The 17,635-nt window shown below is 63.0% G+C and carries 10 protein-coding genes; 4 read left to right on the forward strand and 6 right to left on the reverse strand.

The genetic code is table 11. The features are described from left to right. Positions 1–72: 72 nt before the first annotated feature. Positions 73–456 (forward strand): very short patch repair endonuclease, encoded by a 384-nt coding sequence (locus tag ACIBH4_RS06515; protein WP_362764546.1) that lies wholly within the window; start codon positions 73–75, stop codon positions 454–456. 270 nt (positions 457–726) lie between these two features. Here ACIBH4_RS06515 and ACIBH4_RS06520 read toward each other — a convergent pair whose 3' ends face one another. From ACIBH4_RS06520 to ACIBH4_RS06540, 5 genes are read right to left on the reverse strand one after another with little or no spacing between them, the layout of a single operon-like run. Next, positions 727–2,604 carry a DUF1998 domain-containing protein gene (locus ACIBH4_RS06520; RefSeq protein WP_362764434.1) on the reverse strand — a complete coding sequence of 626 codons (1,878 nt, stop codon included), beginning with the start codon at positions 2,602–2,604 and terminating at the stop codon, positions 727–729. Beyond that, positions 2,601–6,017 carry a helicase-related protein gene (locus tag ACIBH4_RS06525; protein ID WP_362764431.1) on the reverse strand — a complete coding sequence of 1,139 codons (3,417 nt, stop codon included), beginning with the start codon at positions 6,015–6,017 and terminating at the stop codon, positions 2,601–2,603. The genes ACIBH4_RS06520 and ACIBH4_RS06525 overlap by 4 nt, the downstream gene beginning before the upstream one ends. Next, positions 6,017–7,726 (reverse strand): NERD domain-containing protein, encoded by a 1,710-nt coding sequence (locus tag ACIBH4_RS06530; RefSeq protein WP_362764428.1) that lies wholly within the window; start codon positions 7,724–7,726, stop codon positions 6,017–6,019. Before ACIBH4_RS06530 ends, ACIBH4_RS06525 begins: the two co-directional genes overlap by 1 nt. Further along, a complete protein-coding gene (locus ACIBH4_RS06535; protein WP_362764425.1) occupies positions 7,714–9,246 on the reverse strand; it encodes a hypothetical protein in 1,533 nt (510 codons plus the stop codon). Before ACIBH4_RS06535 ends, ACIBH4_RS06530 begins: the two co-directional genes overlap by 13 nt. Continuing rightward, positions 9,243–9,875: a hypothetical protein gene (locus tag ACIBH4_RS06540; RefSeq protein ID WP_362764423.1), complete on the reverse strand. Its 633-nt coding sequence runs from the start codon at positions 9,873–9,875 to the stop codon at positions 9,243–9,245. Before ACIBH4_RS06540 ends, ACIBH4_RS06535 begins: the two co-directional genes overlap by 4 nt. A gap of 1,145 nt (positions 9,876–11,020) precedes the next feature. On the opposite strand from ACIBH4_RS06540, the gene ACIBH4_RS06545 reads away from it, so the two are divergent. Then, complete coding sequence (locus ACIBH4_RS06545; protein WP_362764421.1) at positions 11,021–11,296, forward strand: hypothetical protein; 276 nt, start codon at positions 11,021–11,023, stop codon at positions 11,294–11,296. Between the two features lie 2,213 nt (positions 11,297–13,509). Here ACIBH4_RS06545 and ACIBH4_RS06550 read toward each other — a convergent pair. Next, entirely contained in the window at positions 13,510–15,816 is a 2,307-nt protein-coding gene (locus ACIBH4_RS06550; RefSeq protein WP_362764418.1) for a polysaccharide lyase 8 family protein, read from the reverse strand. Between the two features lie 287 nt (positions 15,817–16,103). On the opposite strand from ACIBH4_RS06550, the gene ACIBH4_RS06555 reads away from it, so the two are divergent. Together ACIBH4_RS06555 and ACIBH4_RS06560 are read left to right on the forward strand one after the other, a co-directional pair. Continuing rightward, complete coding sequence (locus tag ACIBH4_RS06555; protein ID WP_362764415.1) at positions 16,104–17,105, forward strand: sigma-70 family RNA polymerase sigma factor; 1,002 nt, start codon at positions 16,104–16,106, stop codon at positions 17,103–17,105. 62 nt (positions 17,106–17,167) lie between these two features. Beyond that, positions 17,168–17,530 (forward strand): VOC family protein, encoded by a 363-nt coding sequence (locus tag ACIBH4_RS06560; RefSeq protein ID WP_362764413.1) that lies wholly within the window; start codon positions 17,168–17,170, stop codon positions 17,528–17,530. Positions 17,531–17,635 lie beyond the last annotated feature (105 nt).

The following is a 17,635-nucleotide window of genomic DNA, read 5'->3' on the forward strand; positions in this document are numbered from 1 at the left end:
ACCGTGGATGAGCTATACCGTTATGGCGTGGCTACCATTCCTCTTCCCAGCTCGGTCGGCGTGTCGGCACGGATGAGCAGGCAACGTCGGAGGGACACTGCCCCTGAGCTCGCCGTGCGGAAGCTGCTGCACGCCCGCGGGCTGCGGTATCGAGTGGCCTGGCCAATACCTGGCATGAAACGGCGGACCATCGACATCGCCTTCACACGAACGAAGGTCGCGGTGTTCATAGACGGGTGTTTCTGGCACTCCTGTCCTGAGCACGCCACCCGTTCTGCCTCGAACGACACGTGGTGGTCAGAGAAGCTGGCCAAGAACGTCGCTCGCGACATAGCCACCAACGAGCACCTGTATCAAGCAGGGTGGCGTGTCATTCGTGTATGGGAACACGAAGATCCATCGGAAGCGGCCACTCGCATCATCGATGAAGTCATGCGGAACGGACAATCAGGCTGAACATGATCACGCGCATGAACCACACGTCGCTTCGCGGTGCTACAGCAGCGAGTATGATCATCCGAATGCTTATTAAACAGTCGCATCGCGCAGGGGAATACGCGGAATGATCTTGTCCGTCCGATGAACTGAGGTCCGCGACGATCACGGACTTCGCATCCATCGTGTGGCGCGATCGATGAAAGCCAGGCCTGCAAGAACAATGCCCCTGGACAGACCCGTCACCTGCAGACGTCGGAAAAGTGGAGGCTGGTGACGCCAGCCTCCATCTCAGCTGAAAAACCCGAGTTTGGGTTCCGTCAGCGAGCCGACGACGAGTCCACGGTCAAGGAATCTGTTGAACTCCTCGCAAGCAGTCTCTGGCAGAAGAGCGCACGCGTGGCATGCAGCGAGGTTGCAGGAATCCGGCCCCTGACCACCTTCACCGGCTTCCATGCAGATTGGATCGGTCGAGCACCATTCGGCGTTCGCTATAGCCGCCGCCCAAGCACGCTCCAAATACCCCGGCTTGCCCATCCGAACCAATCCGCCCATGGTGCCTTCGGCGTCTCCGGCAGCCGTATAGACCAGCATTCCCGCCATCGGCGCGTCGCGCTCGTCGGAGACATATAGCCGTTCCCGGAGTGAGGCGGTGCTGTAACCACACTCGAAGATCAGTTGGTTGATGAGCAGATGGGCGATGGTGTGGATCAGGAGGAAACGCGGGGTAATCTCCTTAGGAGTGAGCAGACGATCGGCGGGAAGGCCGAGGTATCGCTCCGCGATGCGGTTTGCCCTGTTCTGGACTTCATTACGCCCCTCCCATGCACGCAGGCGCTCTTCGTCGAGTTCAAAGTAGATGCCCTCTCCGGAGACGGTATAGGCCGGAAGCCAGTCTCGTTCGGGGGAGGGCTGGTTCTTCCAGAGCCTGCTCTTGCCTTCCTTGAGCTTGAGGCCGGAAGAGACCAATCGGGTGAAGCCCCATAGGGCGCGAGTCTCGCGCAGCGATTCCACCAGCCGTACACGTGAAAAGTTATCCCTTACGGCATGGTCGTAGGGCACGGCCGCGGAGTTCACTACAAGATTTGGATGGTCGATCTCGTTGCGGAGCATGGCGAACTCAGGACGCCGCCATTCCGTTGGGGTGAGCTCATCGAGGTCGTAAACCTCCTCCGCCATTACGCCGCCGTAGGCCTCATCAAGGGCTTGCTGGATCTGGACGTCTGTATACGGCTTGAGTACATCGTATTCATCGATCATGCGAACGGTTACCACGGTCACTTCCCCGGTCTTCCGTGCGAGATTCATCGCAGTCACGAAGTTCGGGCGGTTGAGGATCTCCAAGAGCGTAGGCGGTACAGTGCTCGCACTCTGCGGAAGGTAGATGGAGCTCTCTACCAGTGGAAAGTAGACATTAGATGCGCCCCGCAGGCTGCCCCGCAAAGGATGACCACATGGCTGGGATGCTCCGCCAAGCCACGGCCGCCATCCTTCGCAGGCGTAATCGGCGCCCTTTTCGAGTTGACTGCTGAGGATGGTCGACGCCTCACCATCCACCTTGGTAGCCGTAGTAACTCCTTCCAGGGTGCGGACCTTGCCGCATCCTTCGCACACGACGAGCTGTCCGGATAGGGAACCGGTACCCACGGCCTTCAGGCGGAGACCTCCACGGCAGGACGGCTGGGTGCTGCGATGAACCCACTCCCGCCAGGGAAAGTTACCGACATGTCCCTTCTCGCAGATCACCACGAAGGGAACCTGAGACATTGCGGGTCCCCTGGTGGCGGGCTTACCGCCCGCCTGATGCTGCTTATCCGGGCAGCAGGGCTTTCCGTGGTAAGCGAGTGGCTGCTCCTCCAATCGCTTGCAGTACGGGCAGAAGCTCCAGCTCGGGAACCGGAGGAAGGGAATCGTGAGCAGGAGGTTGGGAGTACTGGGCATTCCCGGGACCCGGGGCCGGTAGTCCGGTGGCAGCCGGAAGTGGCTAACGCGCAGCCGCTTCTGCAGGCGCCATTCGTCGATCCTGAACTCGCTTACGTCAACGTCCTCGCCTTCGAACCAGTGGTCGAGCCCAGCGGTGATGACGGAAGTGCCGTCCACCATCACAGTCATCGCGCCCACTCCGAACGGGGAGATGAGCTGAGCTCGGCGAATATTGCCGCTGGTCATGAGACCTTCCCAGAGGTGTTGAAGGCATCGGTGATCGCAACACGGCACTCTGCGTCCACGTTGCGCATGGACGTGGGCACCGGCCAGGAAGGCTTGCCGCTGCTCTCGGCCATGCCGGCGTACCGCATCAGACCGTTGAGTGGGTCGCCCGTTACCGGGTTCGCCTCCCATTCCGCGCGGTCCCAGTCGTCCCATTCCTGGAGCGCTTGGGTGACCTCGCGTTCGACGGCATCGAGCTCGTCGGGATCGACCAGCTCGGCCCTGGCGAGCAGGACGCCAGCTGCAACATCAGCCTCGTCGTGAGGAAGAGGCCACGATGGCAGATCCACGGATCCGGTCGTCCGGACGTGCGCGACTAGTGCTCCGCGGAGTGCTCGCCTCAGGACCGGACGGGCGAAGGGCGTGACACTGGTTGGCTCCACCTGGGCGTAGAGGCGTTCGTGGTAGCTGCGGAAACGTTCGTAGTGGGAGCGGTCGCGCGGCTTGGCGGCACCATACAGCGTGACCACCAGACCAGGACGTTCCTGCCATCGGCGGCCGACGCGGCCGGTGACCTGGATGTACTGAGAGGTGGTCTTGGGCTGGCCGACGACGGCCATGAGAGAGAGCCGGTCGATGTCAACGCCGACTTCGATGATGTTGGACGCTAGGCAGATGTCGATGGCTTTCCCGGTGGCGAAGTCGGCGGCCAGTTCGTCGATCGCACGCGGGATTTCGTCGTTCCGGCGACGACTCGTGAGCTCCATGGTGGTCCGGGGGAAGCGCGCCTGTTCGATTCCTTCGCGTCGCCGGATGCCGACGAGATAATCCGGGATGTCCGCTTGGATCAGGGACAAGGTGTTGCCAAGTTCCCGAAGGCTGTTGAAGAACCACAGGGAAGTCCACCAAGGATCCTTCTGCTCGTCGGGCAGGTATCCTGCGGACTGGAGGAGTGCTGCGGCTGTCCGGACCTGAACACTCTGGATCGAGCCCAAGCCTGGTGCGTGAACCCCAACATAGAGCCGACCTGAGAGCAGTTGTTTGGTTCGCTCGTCTCGCGCCCATACGGCGAAAAAGGAATCCTCGGCGGTCAGTCCGGATGGCGGGAAGAGAGCAACCCGATCCCGACCGTACACTGCCTTCACCTGCTGCGTATATCGCCGAATAGTGGCGGTGGAAGCGATGATCTTTGGCTTGACTGGAACTGCCCCGCGGCGATCGGTACAGAGGTCTTCGACTACCGCCTCGTACATACCCACCATTGAGCCGAGTGGGCCAGAAATCAGGTGAAACTCATCTTGAATGATCAGACCAGGAGGAGAGGCAACCTGCCGCCCCGCCCCGTCTCGCCCGAAGAGCGCCCGGGCCAGGGGCCGCCACGGAATCATGGCGAACTTGTCCACTGTGCCGATCACCATCGAGGGCGGCTTCTTATAGATGTCCTCATCTACGACCAGTAGGGGCAGTCCTCGGTGGAAGAAGCATCGATTATCAGGGCATTCCAGGGTGATTCGGTCAGGATTCCGGCGATAACGGTATCCGGGAATAACCGAATGCCGAATCCGTTTGCCACGGGCCTTCATCTGTTCGGCGGTCGGCCCAAGCTTTGCCGCGCACCATGGACAGCGCAGCAACAAAAATTTGTTGGCCGCCTGGGCAGGCTCCTTGGCCATGTCCTTCCACGCCTCCACGGCCTTGTCGCGCCTGTTCGGTGTCGTTGCGCCGCCCAGCCAGATGCCGATGGTGTACGGCTCGCCGCCCAGATCGCTACGGCCAGCGCGGAGTTGTTCCATGGCGCAGATCAAAGCTGCTGCACGGAGGAACTGTTGCGCGGTCAGGAGCCGGAGCGTGTACCTCATGATGACCTCAGTCCCGACGTCATCGGGATCTCGCAGTCTCCGCAAGAACATCGCGAAGGCAGCCACGGCCAGATAAGCCTCGGTTTTGCCTCCCCCTGTAGGAAAGAAGATCAGCTCAACGTTGTCCCGGTCATCGCTCTGGGGGAAAGCGATTGACTCGACAACGGCCAGGAAGAAGGCGATTTGGAAGGGACGCCAGTCTCCGCGTCCGGGAGGCAGTTCACCCGTGGGGGGGTCTCCCTCAACGCTGATAAATCCTTGCCCATCGAGCAAGGTCTCCCTGGGGGAGACGCTTGACCTTGCCTGCTGGTCAGCCATGGCTTGGTTGGCGAGACGAAAGGCGGTGGCGATCTGCTTATCCGTACAGATGAGCTCCCAGCCGCGGCGCATGCGAGCGAGAGCCGCCTCGCATTGGCAAAGGTGAGACTCTGCAGCGAGCCGGTGCTGGTCAGGAACCTCCCCCCGGCGGTCTGTGATCCACTGCTCATAGCGCCAGATGATCTCTTCTACTTGGGATGCTGCCTCGTCTCGCCGCTCTAGGGCAGCGAGCACCTTCATGCCGACAGCGAGCTCAGTGCCGTTCTCGCGGCGGATCACCGGCGTGATGCTCGGCGTTTCGAAGGTTGGCAGGCAAACCGCATCGATCCGAGTCGTCGATTCGCCCGGCTCGCGAGCCCAGTTCGCCGCGCAGCCATGGCCGAACGCGAAGGTCTGGTGATGCCGGTAGAGCAGCGCGATCGATTGCTCTTCGGTATCCAGGTCGCGGCGGCCACGCTCCTCCGGGTAGGGAAGGAACACTCCTTCGCCTTCCACTACGGCGGAGAACTCTGCCTGAAAGAGCGATGTTTGATCGCCCCGGCTGGAAGAGCGGTTGGTGACCGTGAGCGTGATCAGGTGATTGCCGTCGATGCGCCGACTGTAGGCACGCACTGCGATTTCCAGGCCATCGGCACCCTCCACGGCTACCTCGTCGGGGTACACCATGCGGCGAACTCCCGTGGGCGCCAGGCTCTTCGCGCTGAACGCCGCCCTCACCGAGACCGGGCTTCGAACCCACCAGGGGTCCACAGCCTTACCCGCGATGTCCACTTGGAAGGACTTGTATCGGCCGAATGATGCGGTCACGACAATTTTCGCGGCGTCAGGGAGCTGGCAGTGGACCGAGATACCAATCGTGCTCTGCTTCCGGGCGTTCGCCAGGGAGAGATCCAGGTCATCGTCCAGCTCCTGCTTGATCTTTGAGATGTCCGACTGGCTCTTCTCGACGAGCTGGTCGCTGATCAGCGGTTCGAGGACCTCGTCAGAAACAGTGCCAAATTCTGGCAGTGAATCTTCCAGCGCCTCTTCCTCACCTGCCGGAGCAAGTACGGCTGTGCCGTACCGGCGAAGTGGCCTGAAATCGTGAAGAATTTCCTCGCCTGTAGCGGCATCCCGCCAGGGACCGCGAGCCTCTTCTTTCGATGCAAACTTGATGATCTTCGAGAGATTCAGTGCCTTCCCGAGCGGCTTGGGGCCGACCAGCTCAGCCTTCAGGTCGTTGAGGACCTGCGCTCGCGAGCCGAGGAAATCCGCCATTATACGTACCCCCTGCCGAGATTGCGCGCCATCTGGCGCATCGCCTGATCCTTGGCGAGCACAATGAGCCGATCGGAACCCCTGCTTAAGGCCACATACAGCAGAGCCTCTGCTTCGGGCCCCTCAGCCGACTCCACGTCAGTCACAATGACGGCCGGCGCGTCGAGCCCCTTGAACGCATGAATGGTCGAGTATCCGGTCTGGCCAGTTTTGGCCGAGGGGTAGGGGCTCAGCCGCTGGCGTAGAGCGGGTGAGGTGCTGATATGGGCGGCGCCTTGAGTGCGGGCGGAGAGCACGACAATCTGCTCGGGTGGGTAATGGTCCTTGTACAGGGCATCAAGTGCCCGGGCGAGCTTAGTCTCCTGCTCGGACGGCGAGCCGTACTTGTAGTACTCAACATCAATGCCGTCGTCGGGACGCCGGAACTTCCGGTAGACGTTCCCCAAGCCGGTGAGCTGCGCCGCCGCCTGGCCAATGCGTGGAGTATTGCGGCAATTGTGGTGCAGGACCGGCTGAAAGAACGATGGGCCGCGCGAGCTCAGCTCTGTACGCCCGTCACCTTGACCATAGATCGCCTGCCGCTGGAAGTCACCGAACATGAGCCATCTCCCCGCAGCCAGACCGCCCTTGACCATGAGGTCGAGCACATCCAAGTACCCGGGTACGCAGAGGTCCTGGGCCTCGTCGACGATCAGGACATCGACGGGATCGGTTCGCTCAAACAACGCCTCGAGCGCGAGATCGGGCAGTTCCTCCTGCCACCAGCCCGCACCCGGATTGTCTCCGGGTACCTGCACGTGGGCCAAGTCAAGCATTGCGCGGTGGAGGGTCCCGGCACGCACACCCGGGGAATTCCGAAGCTGGTCGGCCAGCCATCTGCCCAGTAGTTGGTTGAAACAGAGCACTCGCGCCGACCGCCCCTGGAGGCTGGCTCGCCGGGCAGCTTCGAGCGCCAGGAAGGTTTTACCTGTGCCGGCTGCGCCTGCGAACAGCACCCGGGGCTCGGACTCGATGAGGTCAAGGGCCTCGTACTGTTCTTGCAGAAACGTCAGACGATCGTCATCTCGCAGGCGCCGTACGCCGGCTGGTGATATTGCCAGCTCGAAGCGCGGGCGGAGCTTCATGGCCAGTTCCTCGCACTGAGCTTCTGTAGGCTCGTTTCGCGCAGCGTCAAAGTTGGGCCTGGTCGCCGACATATGACGACGTGCCTGAACCAGGACGGCAGTCAGCGACCTGGAGACGGGATGGCGGATCAAATCGGCGCGATCAAGGAGTTGCCAACGGTGCCATTCGGGCGAGGACGGTACGGCTGTCGCATTCGCGTCTGTGAACCAGACCGCTGACCAGAACGGAATGTGCGTAAGATCGCGCCTGCTCCTTCCGAGGAAGGCCCTCAGGCTATGCATGGCCTCGGCAGCTTGTGTGAAAGGGCTTCGACTAGTCGGTTGCTGAGCTCCTAGATGCCACGTGCCCGAGCTGTCACGGCTGACGGTGCGATGAGACTTGACCTCCATGCACAGGACTCCCAGGCGGGGAACGATGATGACGAAATCCGCCTCGCCTTCCACCTGCCTGCGGTGCTGGGCGATGTGCAGCGAATGCAGCACGATCCAGCCGTCTGTCCCAGGATCACTCCGGAGCCGCTCGAAGAGACGCCGCTCACCAGGCGGCGCGCCTCGATCAATCACCGGGGGGATCATTCGAGCCATTCCACTCCTCGTGTCGCGAAAGGTCTGCGGCAATCGCGGAGGGCGATCGCAGTCGGTTCCTCCCGAAGTGCCAGGACCTGGTAAGCGGTCATTGGGGCGGCACCGGGAACGTCATCCAAATGAAGTTCGATCACGCCACCAGCTTCTAGCTGATGCAGATCGCAGCTGTTGGCCTTGTTTTCTAATGCTTCCATGAGGCGGTGTCCGGCCGTGACAACGGCTCGGCGCAACACCCGGCCTGCCTCGATGTAGGTCGTTACATCCTCGATCCCGAGCATGCGCAACAGGACCTTGAAGTCCTCGACCTTTCGCGGTTGGATGAGCCCCTCATGGGCCCAGTGCGAGATGTTGTTAACCTCGACACCGAGCACGGCGAGCCGCCGCGTGATCGCCGTCGGCCCTTGATCGTCAAGTAGCCGCCGAAGCCGGCACTTCCAATTCTCTTGCAGGTGCCTGACCTCAGCGCCCTTGGTATTTCCGAGCAGCCCATAAGCCACTCCCCGAGTAGTCGCGGCTTCACTGACCCCCGCACGGAGGATGAGAATCGTGCCTTGAGTTACAGAGGACATGGGCAGGGAAGTCACGCGCTCCCCCGGGGGCGCAGCGGGATCCAGGCCTCGGATGCGTTCCCCCTCAGCTGGGAGCCAGATCGCATGCTTCCCGCTGAGTACGGCAAGGCGGGCAAGCACCTTCTCGGTATCCTTGGCCGGAGTCCAGGGGGCTGAAGCCAGAACGGTTTCCCAATCAGGAGTGACCTTGAGCTCGGCGGCTGGAGTGCCGCTCCACGGTTGCCAGCCCACCGTTGAGCGCACGGGCTCCTGGATCCGCGTTGTTAGCGTTATCGCGGCGAATTGGCCGAAAAGCCCTGGGATCTTCTCCTCGTCGCGAATCCAGCGATGGTGCACAAGCCGGACCGCCATGGCTCGGGGCGTCGTGAATAGCTGAGGAGGGAAGACGAAACTCGGCCCGCAGACGACAGCGAGATGGAGTGGTTCGTGGCGGGCATATTCGGCAGGCAAGAAGACAGGAGGTGCTGCACCGTGCCGAGATCGCAGCCAGTCCGCGAGCGCGAGGGCAGTGCGACGATTCCTTGCAATCAAGCAGGCGCTGGTAGGGCCCACCTCCTCCAACGTGCTCATCACTGCGGATCCGAATAATTCATTGCCTCCGGACTCGTACGCTTCCGCTGCCGTCCGCAAGGAGTTGAGTAATGGCAGCAGGTGGCCGGGAGCGCCAATGCGAAGTGCTTCGGCGGCGCATACGAGTTCTCTGAGCAGCGGAGCGGTGGTGGACGCCGCACTGGAGAAGGGCACAGGGTCGTAGAGCCCTCGCCATCGAGCGGCGTTGGCGAGACGTGATAGGGATTCCCAGGCTGGCGAGTCGAGTTCGTCCTGGAGTGCCTTGAGCAGGGATCGGACTTCCCGGGAAAACTGGTGCGCCGCAGCGTCATCCACATGAACGCGTTGCGGGGCTGCCTCGGCACTGCGGTAATAGCTGTCGGCGAGGGCGATGCCCTTCACAGTGCCCTCCTGAATGCCAGGACCTCGCAGCTCGCTGGTGCGTTCCAAGCAAGTTCATGGTCGCGGACAGGTGTTGCGTAGGCACGCTCCTGCATCAAAGTGGCAACCGCCGCATCCACGCCCGGCTCGGTTCGCTCCAGGATGGCGATGACTACAGGGGCGGGGCATTCAGAGAGCCACCGGCTCGTGGCATAGGCCCCGTTGAGGATTACTAAGTGAGGCGAGGTGGGAAACGCCTCCCAGGGGGGTGTCTCCGCCCGAGAGGACATGACCGAACTGCGCCAACCCACGGGGGCCGTAAGTTCGATCGGCCTGACGATCGAACTCATAGGGCCGAACCGGAGACCGTTCGGCGTCGAAATTTGCTCGGTTAAGTCACTGTAGATGCGCTCAGGCGACCCCACAAGCATGAGCCCCCAATCCCACGACGAGAGGAACTCCTCTGGGTCTGCGCTGGGCAGTAGAGACTTCACGAAGGCGGTCTCCGTGTCGGAATAGGTTGTCGCGCCGACTGTCAACACCCCAGGAGGAGGCGTCCTGACCTCCTTCACCAACCGGGTCTGGAACGCTCCCGTCTTGGGGGTATTCAAATAGAGGCGGTCCGGTAAGCCGGTGAGGTAGTTCCCCACGATGACCCGACTCGGGACCCTCACCCAGATCCGAGTTCCAGGCGTGACATCACTGAGAGGGATTGACCAGTCGGCTGTCAGAGGCTTGCAGTTACGCTGGGTGTAGCGTTGGCAGACGTACCCGAGGGCGATGGCTGCTGCGCCCTGGAGCCGCGTTGTGACTGAGACGGCTACAACAGTTTGCCGCTGAGCAGATTCGAGCGACCCCTTGGCCGTCGTGACACCCAAGCGGAGCCACGCCGTGAACCAATCGGGGATTCCGCGGGATGGGCCGGCGGACGAGTGCAAGAACACGGACCGCTTGCTCCCCTGAGGGGTTGTTTGAGTCGCCACCACATCCCCCTTCGAACCGTGACAGAGGGTTGTGTATCCAGCAACTTCTTTACCCTGCCTGAGCATATCTAACAGCAGGGGATGGCCACCGATACCAGAAGAGAGCGTGGTGTTATGAAACCGTTTTCGACTATCTGTACGCTCTATTCGGGCAATTGAGACAAACGTAGTTCCGATCTAGGGATGCTCGGGAGGGCTGGCCTGGCAGGTCTAGCGGTGGCTTGCTTACTGATATGAACAGCAGAATGATTGTCGAGTGCGCAGCAGAGCGGGGTTGGCGCCAATTGATCTTGCTAACGCAGTGCTAACACAACACCCGCCGACCACAGACAGCTGTGGAACTTCGACGTCGGACATCGCTTCTGAGCAGGCGTTTGTGTCACCCTGGGGCAGCGCCGAGCGTGCTACGGATCAGGAGTTGAGGCATCGACATCAAGCTCGGGCAGTGCAGTAGCTACTGCGGAACCAGCTTGACCGTGCCGTCGGCCGCCTGTGCGGTGAACCACCAGCGGGCTCCGTTGGCGACAAGCAGCAGCTGGATCGGGGGGTGGGTGGTCAGCCTGACCAGGCCGCGCCACTTGGGGGTATGGCCCTTATGCGAGGCAGGTGGGTTGGGTCGACGGCGAGCAATTGCAGCGAACGCAGCAAGGCGGTCAGCCCGTCACTGCCATCTTGGCGGGCCTTGGCCTCGGCGGCGAATATGACATCCCCGGCCTGTGGATCACCGGCGCCCAGCGCCCCGTCATACCCCAGAGGCCCAGGGCAGCACCGCTGAAGAGTCGGTCGAAGATGAGCCTCTCGGGCACCCAGCCATGGTCCAGGACGACTTCGGCATAGGCGCCGACGTGGATCAGGACCTCGGCGTGCAACTTGACATGATCGCCGTTGCGGCCGATCAGGTGAAGATTCGGCGAGCAGGCCCGCGCGCCAAAACTGAAGAAGCTTCCATCCGGTCCGACCTCGACCAGGCCTGCTTGCAGGGCGCGCAGGAAGGCGCGGAACTCGTCCTCCCCAAGCCCACGCCGTACAACAATGCAGGCCGACGTGCAGGGTCGCTATGGCGATATTTGCGATCGGGCTCGGTATAGCAACCAGCGTCGAAGGCCTCTGCACAACTCATCAGCAAGGCATGTAACCGACGCTGCTTATCGGTCTGCCACAGGGGGTCGGCATCGTTGGGCTCGGCCATAACCCTTGTCATCCGAGGGGAAACCATGACGCGAGGGTAGCGGGGGTCGCCGACGTATACCCGCCCCGTTGGAGGCTTATGGTTCCACTTGCCAGGCAAGGGCCATCAGTCTCGACTACATCCTCGCCCGTTTTACAAGGTGACGTTATGCCGTAGTGGGACATGCACGGGATGATCAAGCAAGCAATATGAGCCATGTCGGACGTTTAAGCAGGTCAACACAGGTTATCGGGCTGCTTTACCCTCGCTCTCCTAAAGCGGGTGTCGCATGTTCGAATCATGCCGGGGGCACTCTTTCGGCCCTTGTGGCCCCTCACTCGACCTGCAGCCTCTTCGCCGCAGGTCTTTTGCTTGAAGATCGCCGAACGCCTCCTCATAGGGTCACGAGACATCGACTACGGGTTATGTACCGGATGGATTTCCGTTAACCGCGCCAGGCGCACTGTCGACTTCAAGAGCAGTCACTAAATGATCTAGAGACGCGCGTCGGCCGACCAGCCCTAACCCATACAGACCGCCTGATACCGAAACGCGACACGCACACCAAGATTTTTTGGTAAGAGGCTGGCTTCTTGCCAACAGGAGTGTTGGAAGGCAACACTCCTGTCCCTGCAGGTAGTGACGTATTCCACATACACGACCCCAGCCCACTCCAAGATCAAATCGTACGACGCGCCAAAAAGGGCGATCCATAGGAGGTATGGGCTGTCGCATAGCGTCGCTAGGCTGTTCCTCACCATCTCATGGTCATCGCCTTGCATCGGGCGATCCAGCTGGTCGCCCGAAGGGCGGCCGGGTCGGAGCGGACCTCAGCCAGAGGTCAGCTAGCCGGTCGTTGTCCGTCCCCGAACGGCGGGGACCGATGACCGAGGGGAGATGGTACTCATGGGCAAGCACCGCCGCGTCGATGCCGAAGACCCGGATGGAGGGAAACCTCGCCGCTGGATCCTCCCGATAGCCGCAGCCGTTGGCTGCGGCTTCCTTCGTGGACTGGGCCAGCGTGTCTGGGAAGTAATTTTCGGAGACGACGACGGCCCTGGATCTCCCCCGCAGTAGCGAGAGAAGATCACAGGACCGCGCCCTAGAGAGTGATGCTTGCGCCCGATGATGTCTGGCAGGACGAGGGCGCCTGCGTCACTGTGTCCCACGGGTCTACCCGGCAATCCAGCCGGGTAGACCCGCGAACGTTCTATTCACTTACGGTAATGCTACAGATGCAGTGCGCAAACAAAGTCTTGGAAGACGTCGAGAGTTAATCAACACCAGGCGTGGCGGACAACTCATCTCCGACTACTGCTGACATATCGTAACTTTTCACTACCTCTGCTTCGTACGCTCAGAACCCTCTCATAGTGACGTACCGCCTCCTGTTTTGGATGCCGCATCTCAGCTGTCGAGATGAATGGTGGGTTCAGGAGAACATGATCTACAGTCCTGTCTGCAGGAACAAGGGGGCTGAACGCAAGCCAACCTGTAGGGCTGGTTAGGTGGAACGAGCTGGACATGTCTGACAAGTGGGAGAGATCTCGACCCAGCAAACCAGTAGCAACTGAAGCTCGGCGACGATCCGGTAGGTGATCAAACCACAACCGGCGCTTTTGGGTTGAGCCATCCTAGAGTGCAAAAGGCGTATGCGACCGAGACCAGAAGGACGTGGTACCAGTCGCCCCAGGTACGGCCCACGAAATGGTCCAGGCCAAGCCTATCTTCGACTCACGATAATCATGTTCGATCTCGATGTCCCAAGCGGATCTTGGCATACGCACCAGATGCCGGTAACGACACCTCCACCGCGAGAGTAGACAGCCAATACTTGGCCGGTTCTGGTTCCCCGACCGGCCATTCAGCCAGCACACTGGCAGATTTTCCCCTACATGGGCATAGCGGATCTGTATCTCGTCGGCCCAACGAGCCCTCTCCGAGGTGCGGGCACCTTGAAAGCCGGATCATGAAGATCCGGAGACCAAGGAGTTCCTTGTGGCCATGAAGTGAATAGCTCAGGGTCTGATGGAGGTGATGTACCCCGACTCCACCGAACTTGGGGTACATCATCAGTGAACCGCTCCGGGATCAGTGGAGACCGCATCAGCCCTGGAGCGATTCGCCCAAGAGTCAGACGCGCACCTCCGCAGTGTGCGCATGCCCGCGACTCCCCCCCACCTCCACCTTCAGCGCACCCCTGGCCTTCCGCACACTGCGATCGCTCTCCCTCACCGACTTCACCCGCCAGGGCAACGTCACCTTCACCTCATCAGCAGTCCGAGACGGATCGGACACGGCGAGCCGTACCCGCTCCCCCACCCGCCGCACCAACAGCGTGCAGGGGCCGTCCACGCTGAGCGGCCCGTCCTGAGTCTCGACGGTCCCCGCGCGCCAGAAGACGGCGGCGATCACCCCGTCGCGTGAGATGGCCTGCACCGCTCCAGAGTTGGCGAGGATCTCGACCCGCCCCGCATATGCCTCCATCTGCGTGATGGAGGCGTCGGGCAGCACGGCGTAGGCGTAGCGCGCCTTGCGGGGGTTGATGCCGTGGTCGATGACGATCGTCGTGTAGTGCCTGGTGACAGGGGTGGTGTCGCCTCCGGTGGTGGCGCCCTTGTCGATGTCGCGCCAGCGGCCGGTGCGCTTCTTGCGGATCACCTTCGCGTCGGCGGCGTCGAGGAGCGCGTAGCCGGCCACGCCGGGCAGGTGGATCCAGCCGTCGCCCCGGGTCAGTGTTGGGTGCCGGTCGTGGGTGTTGCGGTTCTCCACGATGGTCTCGATGCGACGGCCGTCGGAGGCGGTGATGCCGGTGCCGAGGGCGATCACCGCGTCGTCGAGCATGAACCACGCTTTCTTGGCTCGTAGCGAGGAGCCTCCGGCGATCAGTTTCATCGCGGCCACGCCGTACTCGCCGTCGAGGGCCACGCCGCCCGCCCACGGGGTGGGGGGCAGACGGCGGTGGTCGTGCGGGAGGTCGGCGCGTCTGCGGGTGTCGACCGTCGTTCCCGGTAGCCGGTACGGGTCGATCGTGGGCCACAGGTCGTCGTTCCAGTGGGTGAGGTCGCCGGTGTAGAGGTAGGTCATGCCGTCGCCGGTGTACCAGCCGTGCAGGTTCTCCCGGTTGATGGCCTCGGCTGCGCCGATGCGCTGCGAGCTCATCGAGATCGCGTACGCCCAGGTGGGGCGGCGGTGTACGACCCGGTCCATGTCGGCGAAGACGTACGTTCCCGTCGTGCGCTCACCGACCGGCACCGCGGGGTCGGTGAGCAGGGCCGTGGCTCTGGCGATGCTCGCCGGGGGTGCGTACGTGCCGTAGGGGATGGCCTGGTTGCGGGTGAGCCAGCCTTTGACGAGCGGTCGCCAGCGGCGGGCGTGGCGTTCGGGTGCCGTTTCCAGCAGGGTGAGGACGGCCTCGACCGCCTTGTGTCCCGAGTGGTGGTCGCGGTGGCCCTGCACCGAGATCTGCCGGCCGCGTACGCAGTCCATCATCAGCCCGTCGAAGACGAACGGCACGAACGTGCGGTTCACGAGGTCGTAAATGTTGTCGATTCCGGTGATCTCCCACGGCGATCTGGAGAGCATGGCGATCAGCTTGGCCACGCTCTCCAGGTAGTCCACGCCGTAGCTGCCTGTGTAGGGGTACACGTCGTGCTGGATGAACGATCCGTCGCGGTAGAAGCCGTCGCCCGGCCCCCTGGTCGGCCGCAGCAGATCGGAGACCGCCTTTCCCGCCCGTCTGACGAGGCGGGCGTCGTGGGTGAGCACTCCGCGCATCGCCACCGCCATCGCCTTGCCCGCGCGGTTGGCGCCGGTCTCGACGACGCCGGGGTGGCTGACGCGGCGCTCAGGGTCGGGGCACCAGCGGTGCAGGGGGCGTAGCCAGCGATCGAGGCGACCTGCGGGCAGGCCGTCGTACAGCAGGGCGCAGGTGTCGGTGAGCGCGCGGGGGACGCCGATCTCCCACCAGTACCAGTTGCTGCCCCGCCGGTCGAGCCCTTCGTGGTACGCGTGCTCGTACAGGAAGTCCAATGCTTGGACGGCGGTCTGGGCGACCTGGCCGTCGTGGTGCATCGCGGTGCCGGGTGTGGCCCAGGCGAGCGCGAGGGTGCGCATGCGGTTGTAGGAGCGGTTGAAATTGCCGGTCCGGGGGTCCGAGAGCGGCAGGTCGGGCCACAGGCTGGGGCGACCGGGAGCGGGTTTCAGCTTGCGCAGCACCGCGTTGGCCGAGCCTTCGAGCGCCCGCGCCCTGTCGATATAGGTGCTGTCGGTGTGAGCGGAGTCGTCCGCCCCACCGGCCATCAGGCTCACCCACCGCTCACGTGCGTCGTCGAACGCGGCGGTGCCGGCAGCCGCCTCGACCGGTCTGTCCCACAGGGCGAGACCGGCCACCGTCGCGGCGCCGAGCAGGGCGGACCGTCGACTGAGGGGGTAGTTCATGGCGGCTCTTCCGGCAATGGTGCAAATATCAGACGAAAAGATCATAAGTCGACATGAGGGTGGATCATCCGGCTCCTCTGACGGTGAGCGGCGGTGAGCGGCGGTGAGCGGGCGTACGAACGTCGTCGGGAACGCGCGCTACCCGGCTCGGGCGATGACATGCCGGACCGTTCGGCCGACGGCGTCTCACCCGCTGGAGTATCCCAAGCTTCCGGCCTACCCGGCCGAACAACAAAGTCATCGGTCTCCCCCCGTGATGTGTCGGTGGCGGCGCATATGGTCGGGGAATGGCTGAGACGCTGACCGGTGAAGGCTCCCGGCTGGAGCCGTTCCGGGGCGAACTGACCGGTTACTGCTACCGGCTGCTCGGCTCCGGTTTCGAAGCCGAAGACGCGGTGCAGGAAACGCTGCTGCGTGCCTGGCGAGCGTTCGACCGCTACGACGAGCGACGGGCGTCACTGCGTACCTGGCTTTACAGCATCGCCACCAACATCTGCCTCGACATGCTGCGCAGCACGCAACGCCGGGCCTTGGCCACGGATCTCAGCCGGGCCGCGGACGGCGGATCGAGTATCGGCGAGCCGGTGTCGGAGCGGGTCTGGGTCCAGCCGGTTCCGGACGCTCTCGTGCTGCCGATGGACGGCGATCCGGAAGAGTTGGCCGTACGGCGGGAGACGATCCGGCTGGCGTTCGTCGCCGCGTTGCAGCACCTGCCGCCCCGGCAGAGGGTGGTGCTGATCCTGCGCGACGTGTTGCGGTGGAAGAGCGGGGAGGTCGCTGACCTCCTGGAGACCACCACCGCGTCGGTGACCAGCGCGCTGCAGCGGGCGAGGTCGACGCTCAGGACGGTCGACGCCATGCCCGGTGAGCCGTTCCGGCCGTCCGACCCGGGCCAGCGCGAGCTGCTCGCCCGCTACTGCAGCGCGTTCGAGCGTCACGACATCACCGTGCTCGTCGCCCTGCTGCACGAGGACGCGACGATGTCGATGCCTCCCTTCACCTGGTGGCTTCGCGGCCGTGACCTGATCGAGCAGGCGCTGCTGGACCCGAACGCGTCCTGCGCGGGCGCGCGCCTCGTCCCGGCCGCGGCGAACGGCTCGCCGGCGTTCTGGCAGACCAGACCCGGCCCCGATGGCGTTCACGTGCCCTTCGGGCTGCTTCTTCTGGACGTGTCCGAGGGTCTGATCAGCGGCATCACCACATACCTGGACACCGACCGGCTGATACCGCTTTTTGGCGCTCCGGCGGTGTCTTTCCCGCCATCGCGATTGTTTCCCGCACACCGATGAGTTTCGTGACGCCACGGCGTATCTCCATGGACGGCTACTTACCGCGAACCGGAGGAACAACCATGGCGACTGTCCAGCCCATCATCGTCACATCCGACCTGGGTCGACTGCGAGCCTTCTACGAGCGCCTGTTCGGGGCGACGGAGGTGAGCCGCTTCCCCGACGACGGACCCGCGTTCTTCGTGAACCTGAAGTTGGGTGACTCGGAACTCGGACTGGTCAGCGAGGCGGCGACCGACCTGTCCGCCCCGCAGCGGATCCTGCTGAGTGTGAAGGTCGACGACGTCAACGGCCTGCTGGACCGGGTCGAGTCGGTCGGCGGACGAGTGCTCGGCCCGTCCAACGACATGCCGTGGGGAGAACGTGTGGCCCATATCCACGACCCTGACGGAAACAAGGTCAACCTGACGCAGCCCCTCCGGTAGAACGCCGGACAGCTCAGGCGATGACGCGCCACGGCGACACCGTCTCGGTCGTCCCGTCTCGCCCTGCTTCGCAAAAGGACTCATGCGTCCGTATCTCACAGGAGT

This window comes from Streptosporangium sp. NPDC050284 (assembly GCF_044459525.1).
GTDB lineage: Bacteria > Actinomycetota > Actinomycetes > Streptosporangiales > Streptosporangiaceae > Streptosporangium.

Bases quoted from the DNA above. Each gene is read 5' to 3' on its own strand.
- ACIBH4_RS06515 (WP_362764546.1), top strand. From the start codon at position 73: ATGAGCAGGCAACGTCGGAGGGACACTGCCCCTGAGCTCGCCGTGCGG.
- ACIBH4_RS06520 (WP_362764434.1), bottom strand. From the start codon at position 2,604: ATGACCAGCGGCAATATTCGCCGAGCTCAGCTCATCTCCCCGTTCGGA.
- ACIBH4_RS06525 (WP_362764431.1), bottom strand. From the start codon at position 6,017: ATGGCGGATTTCCTCGGCTCGCGAGCGCAGGTCCTCAACGACCTGAAG.
- ACIBH4_RS06530 (WP_362764428.1), bottom strand. From the start codon at position 7,726: ATGGCTCGAATGATCCCCCCGGTGATTGATCGAGGCGCGCCGCCTGGT.
- ACIBH4_RS06545 (WP_362764421.1), top strand. From the start codon at position 11,021: ATGGTCCAGGACGACTTCGGCATAGGCGCCGACGTGGATCAGGACCTC.
- ACIBH4_RS06550 (WP_362764418.1), bottom strand. From the start codon at position 15,816: ATGAACTACCCCCTCAGTCGACGGTCCGCCCTGCTCGGCGCCGCGACG.
- ACIBH4_RS06555 (WP_362764415.1), top strand. From the start codon at position 16,104: ATGGCTGAGACGCTGACCGGTGAAGGCTCCCGGCTGGAGCCGTTCCGG.
- ACIBH4_RS06560 (WP_362764413.1), top strand. From the start codon at position 17,168: ATGGCGACTGTCCAGCCCATCATCGTCACATCCGACCTGGGTCGACTG.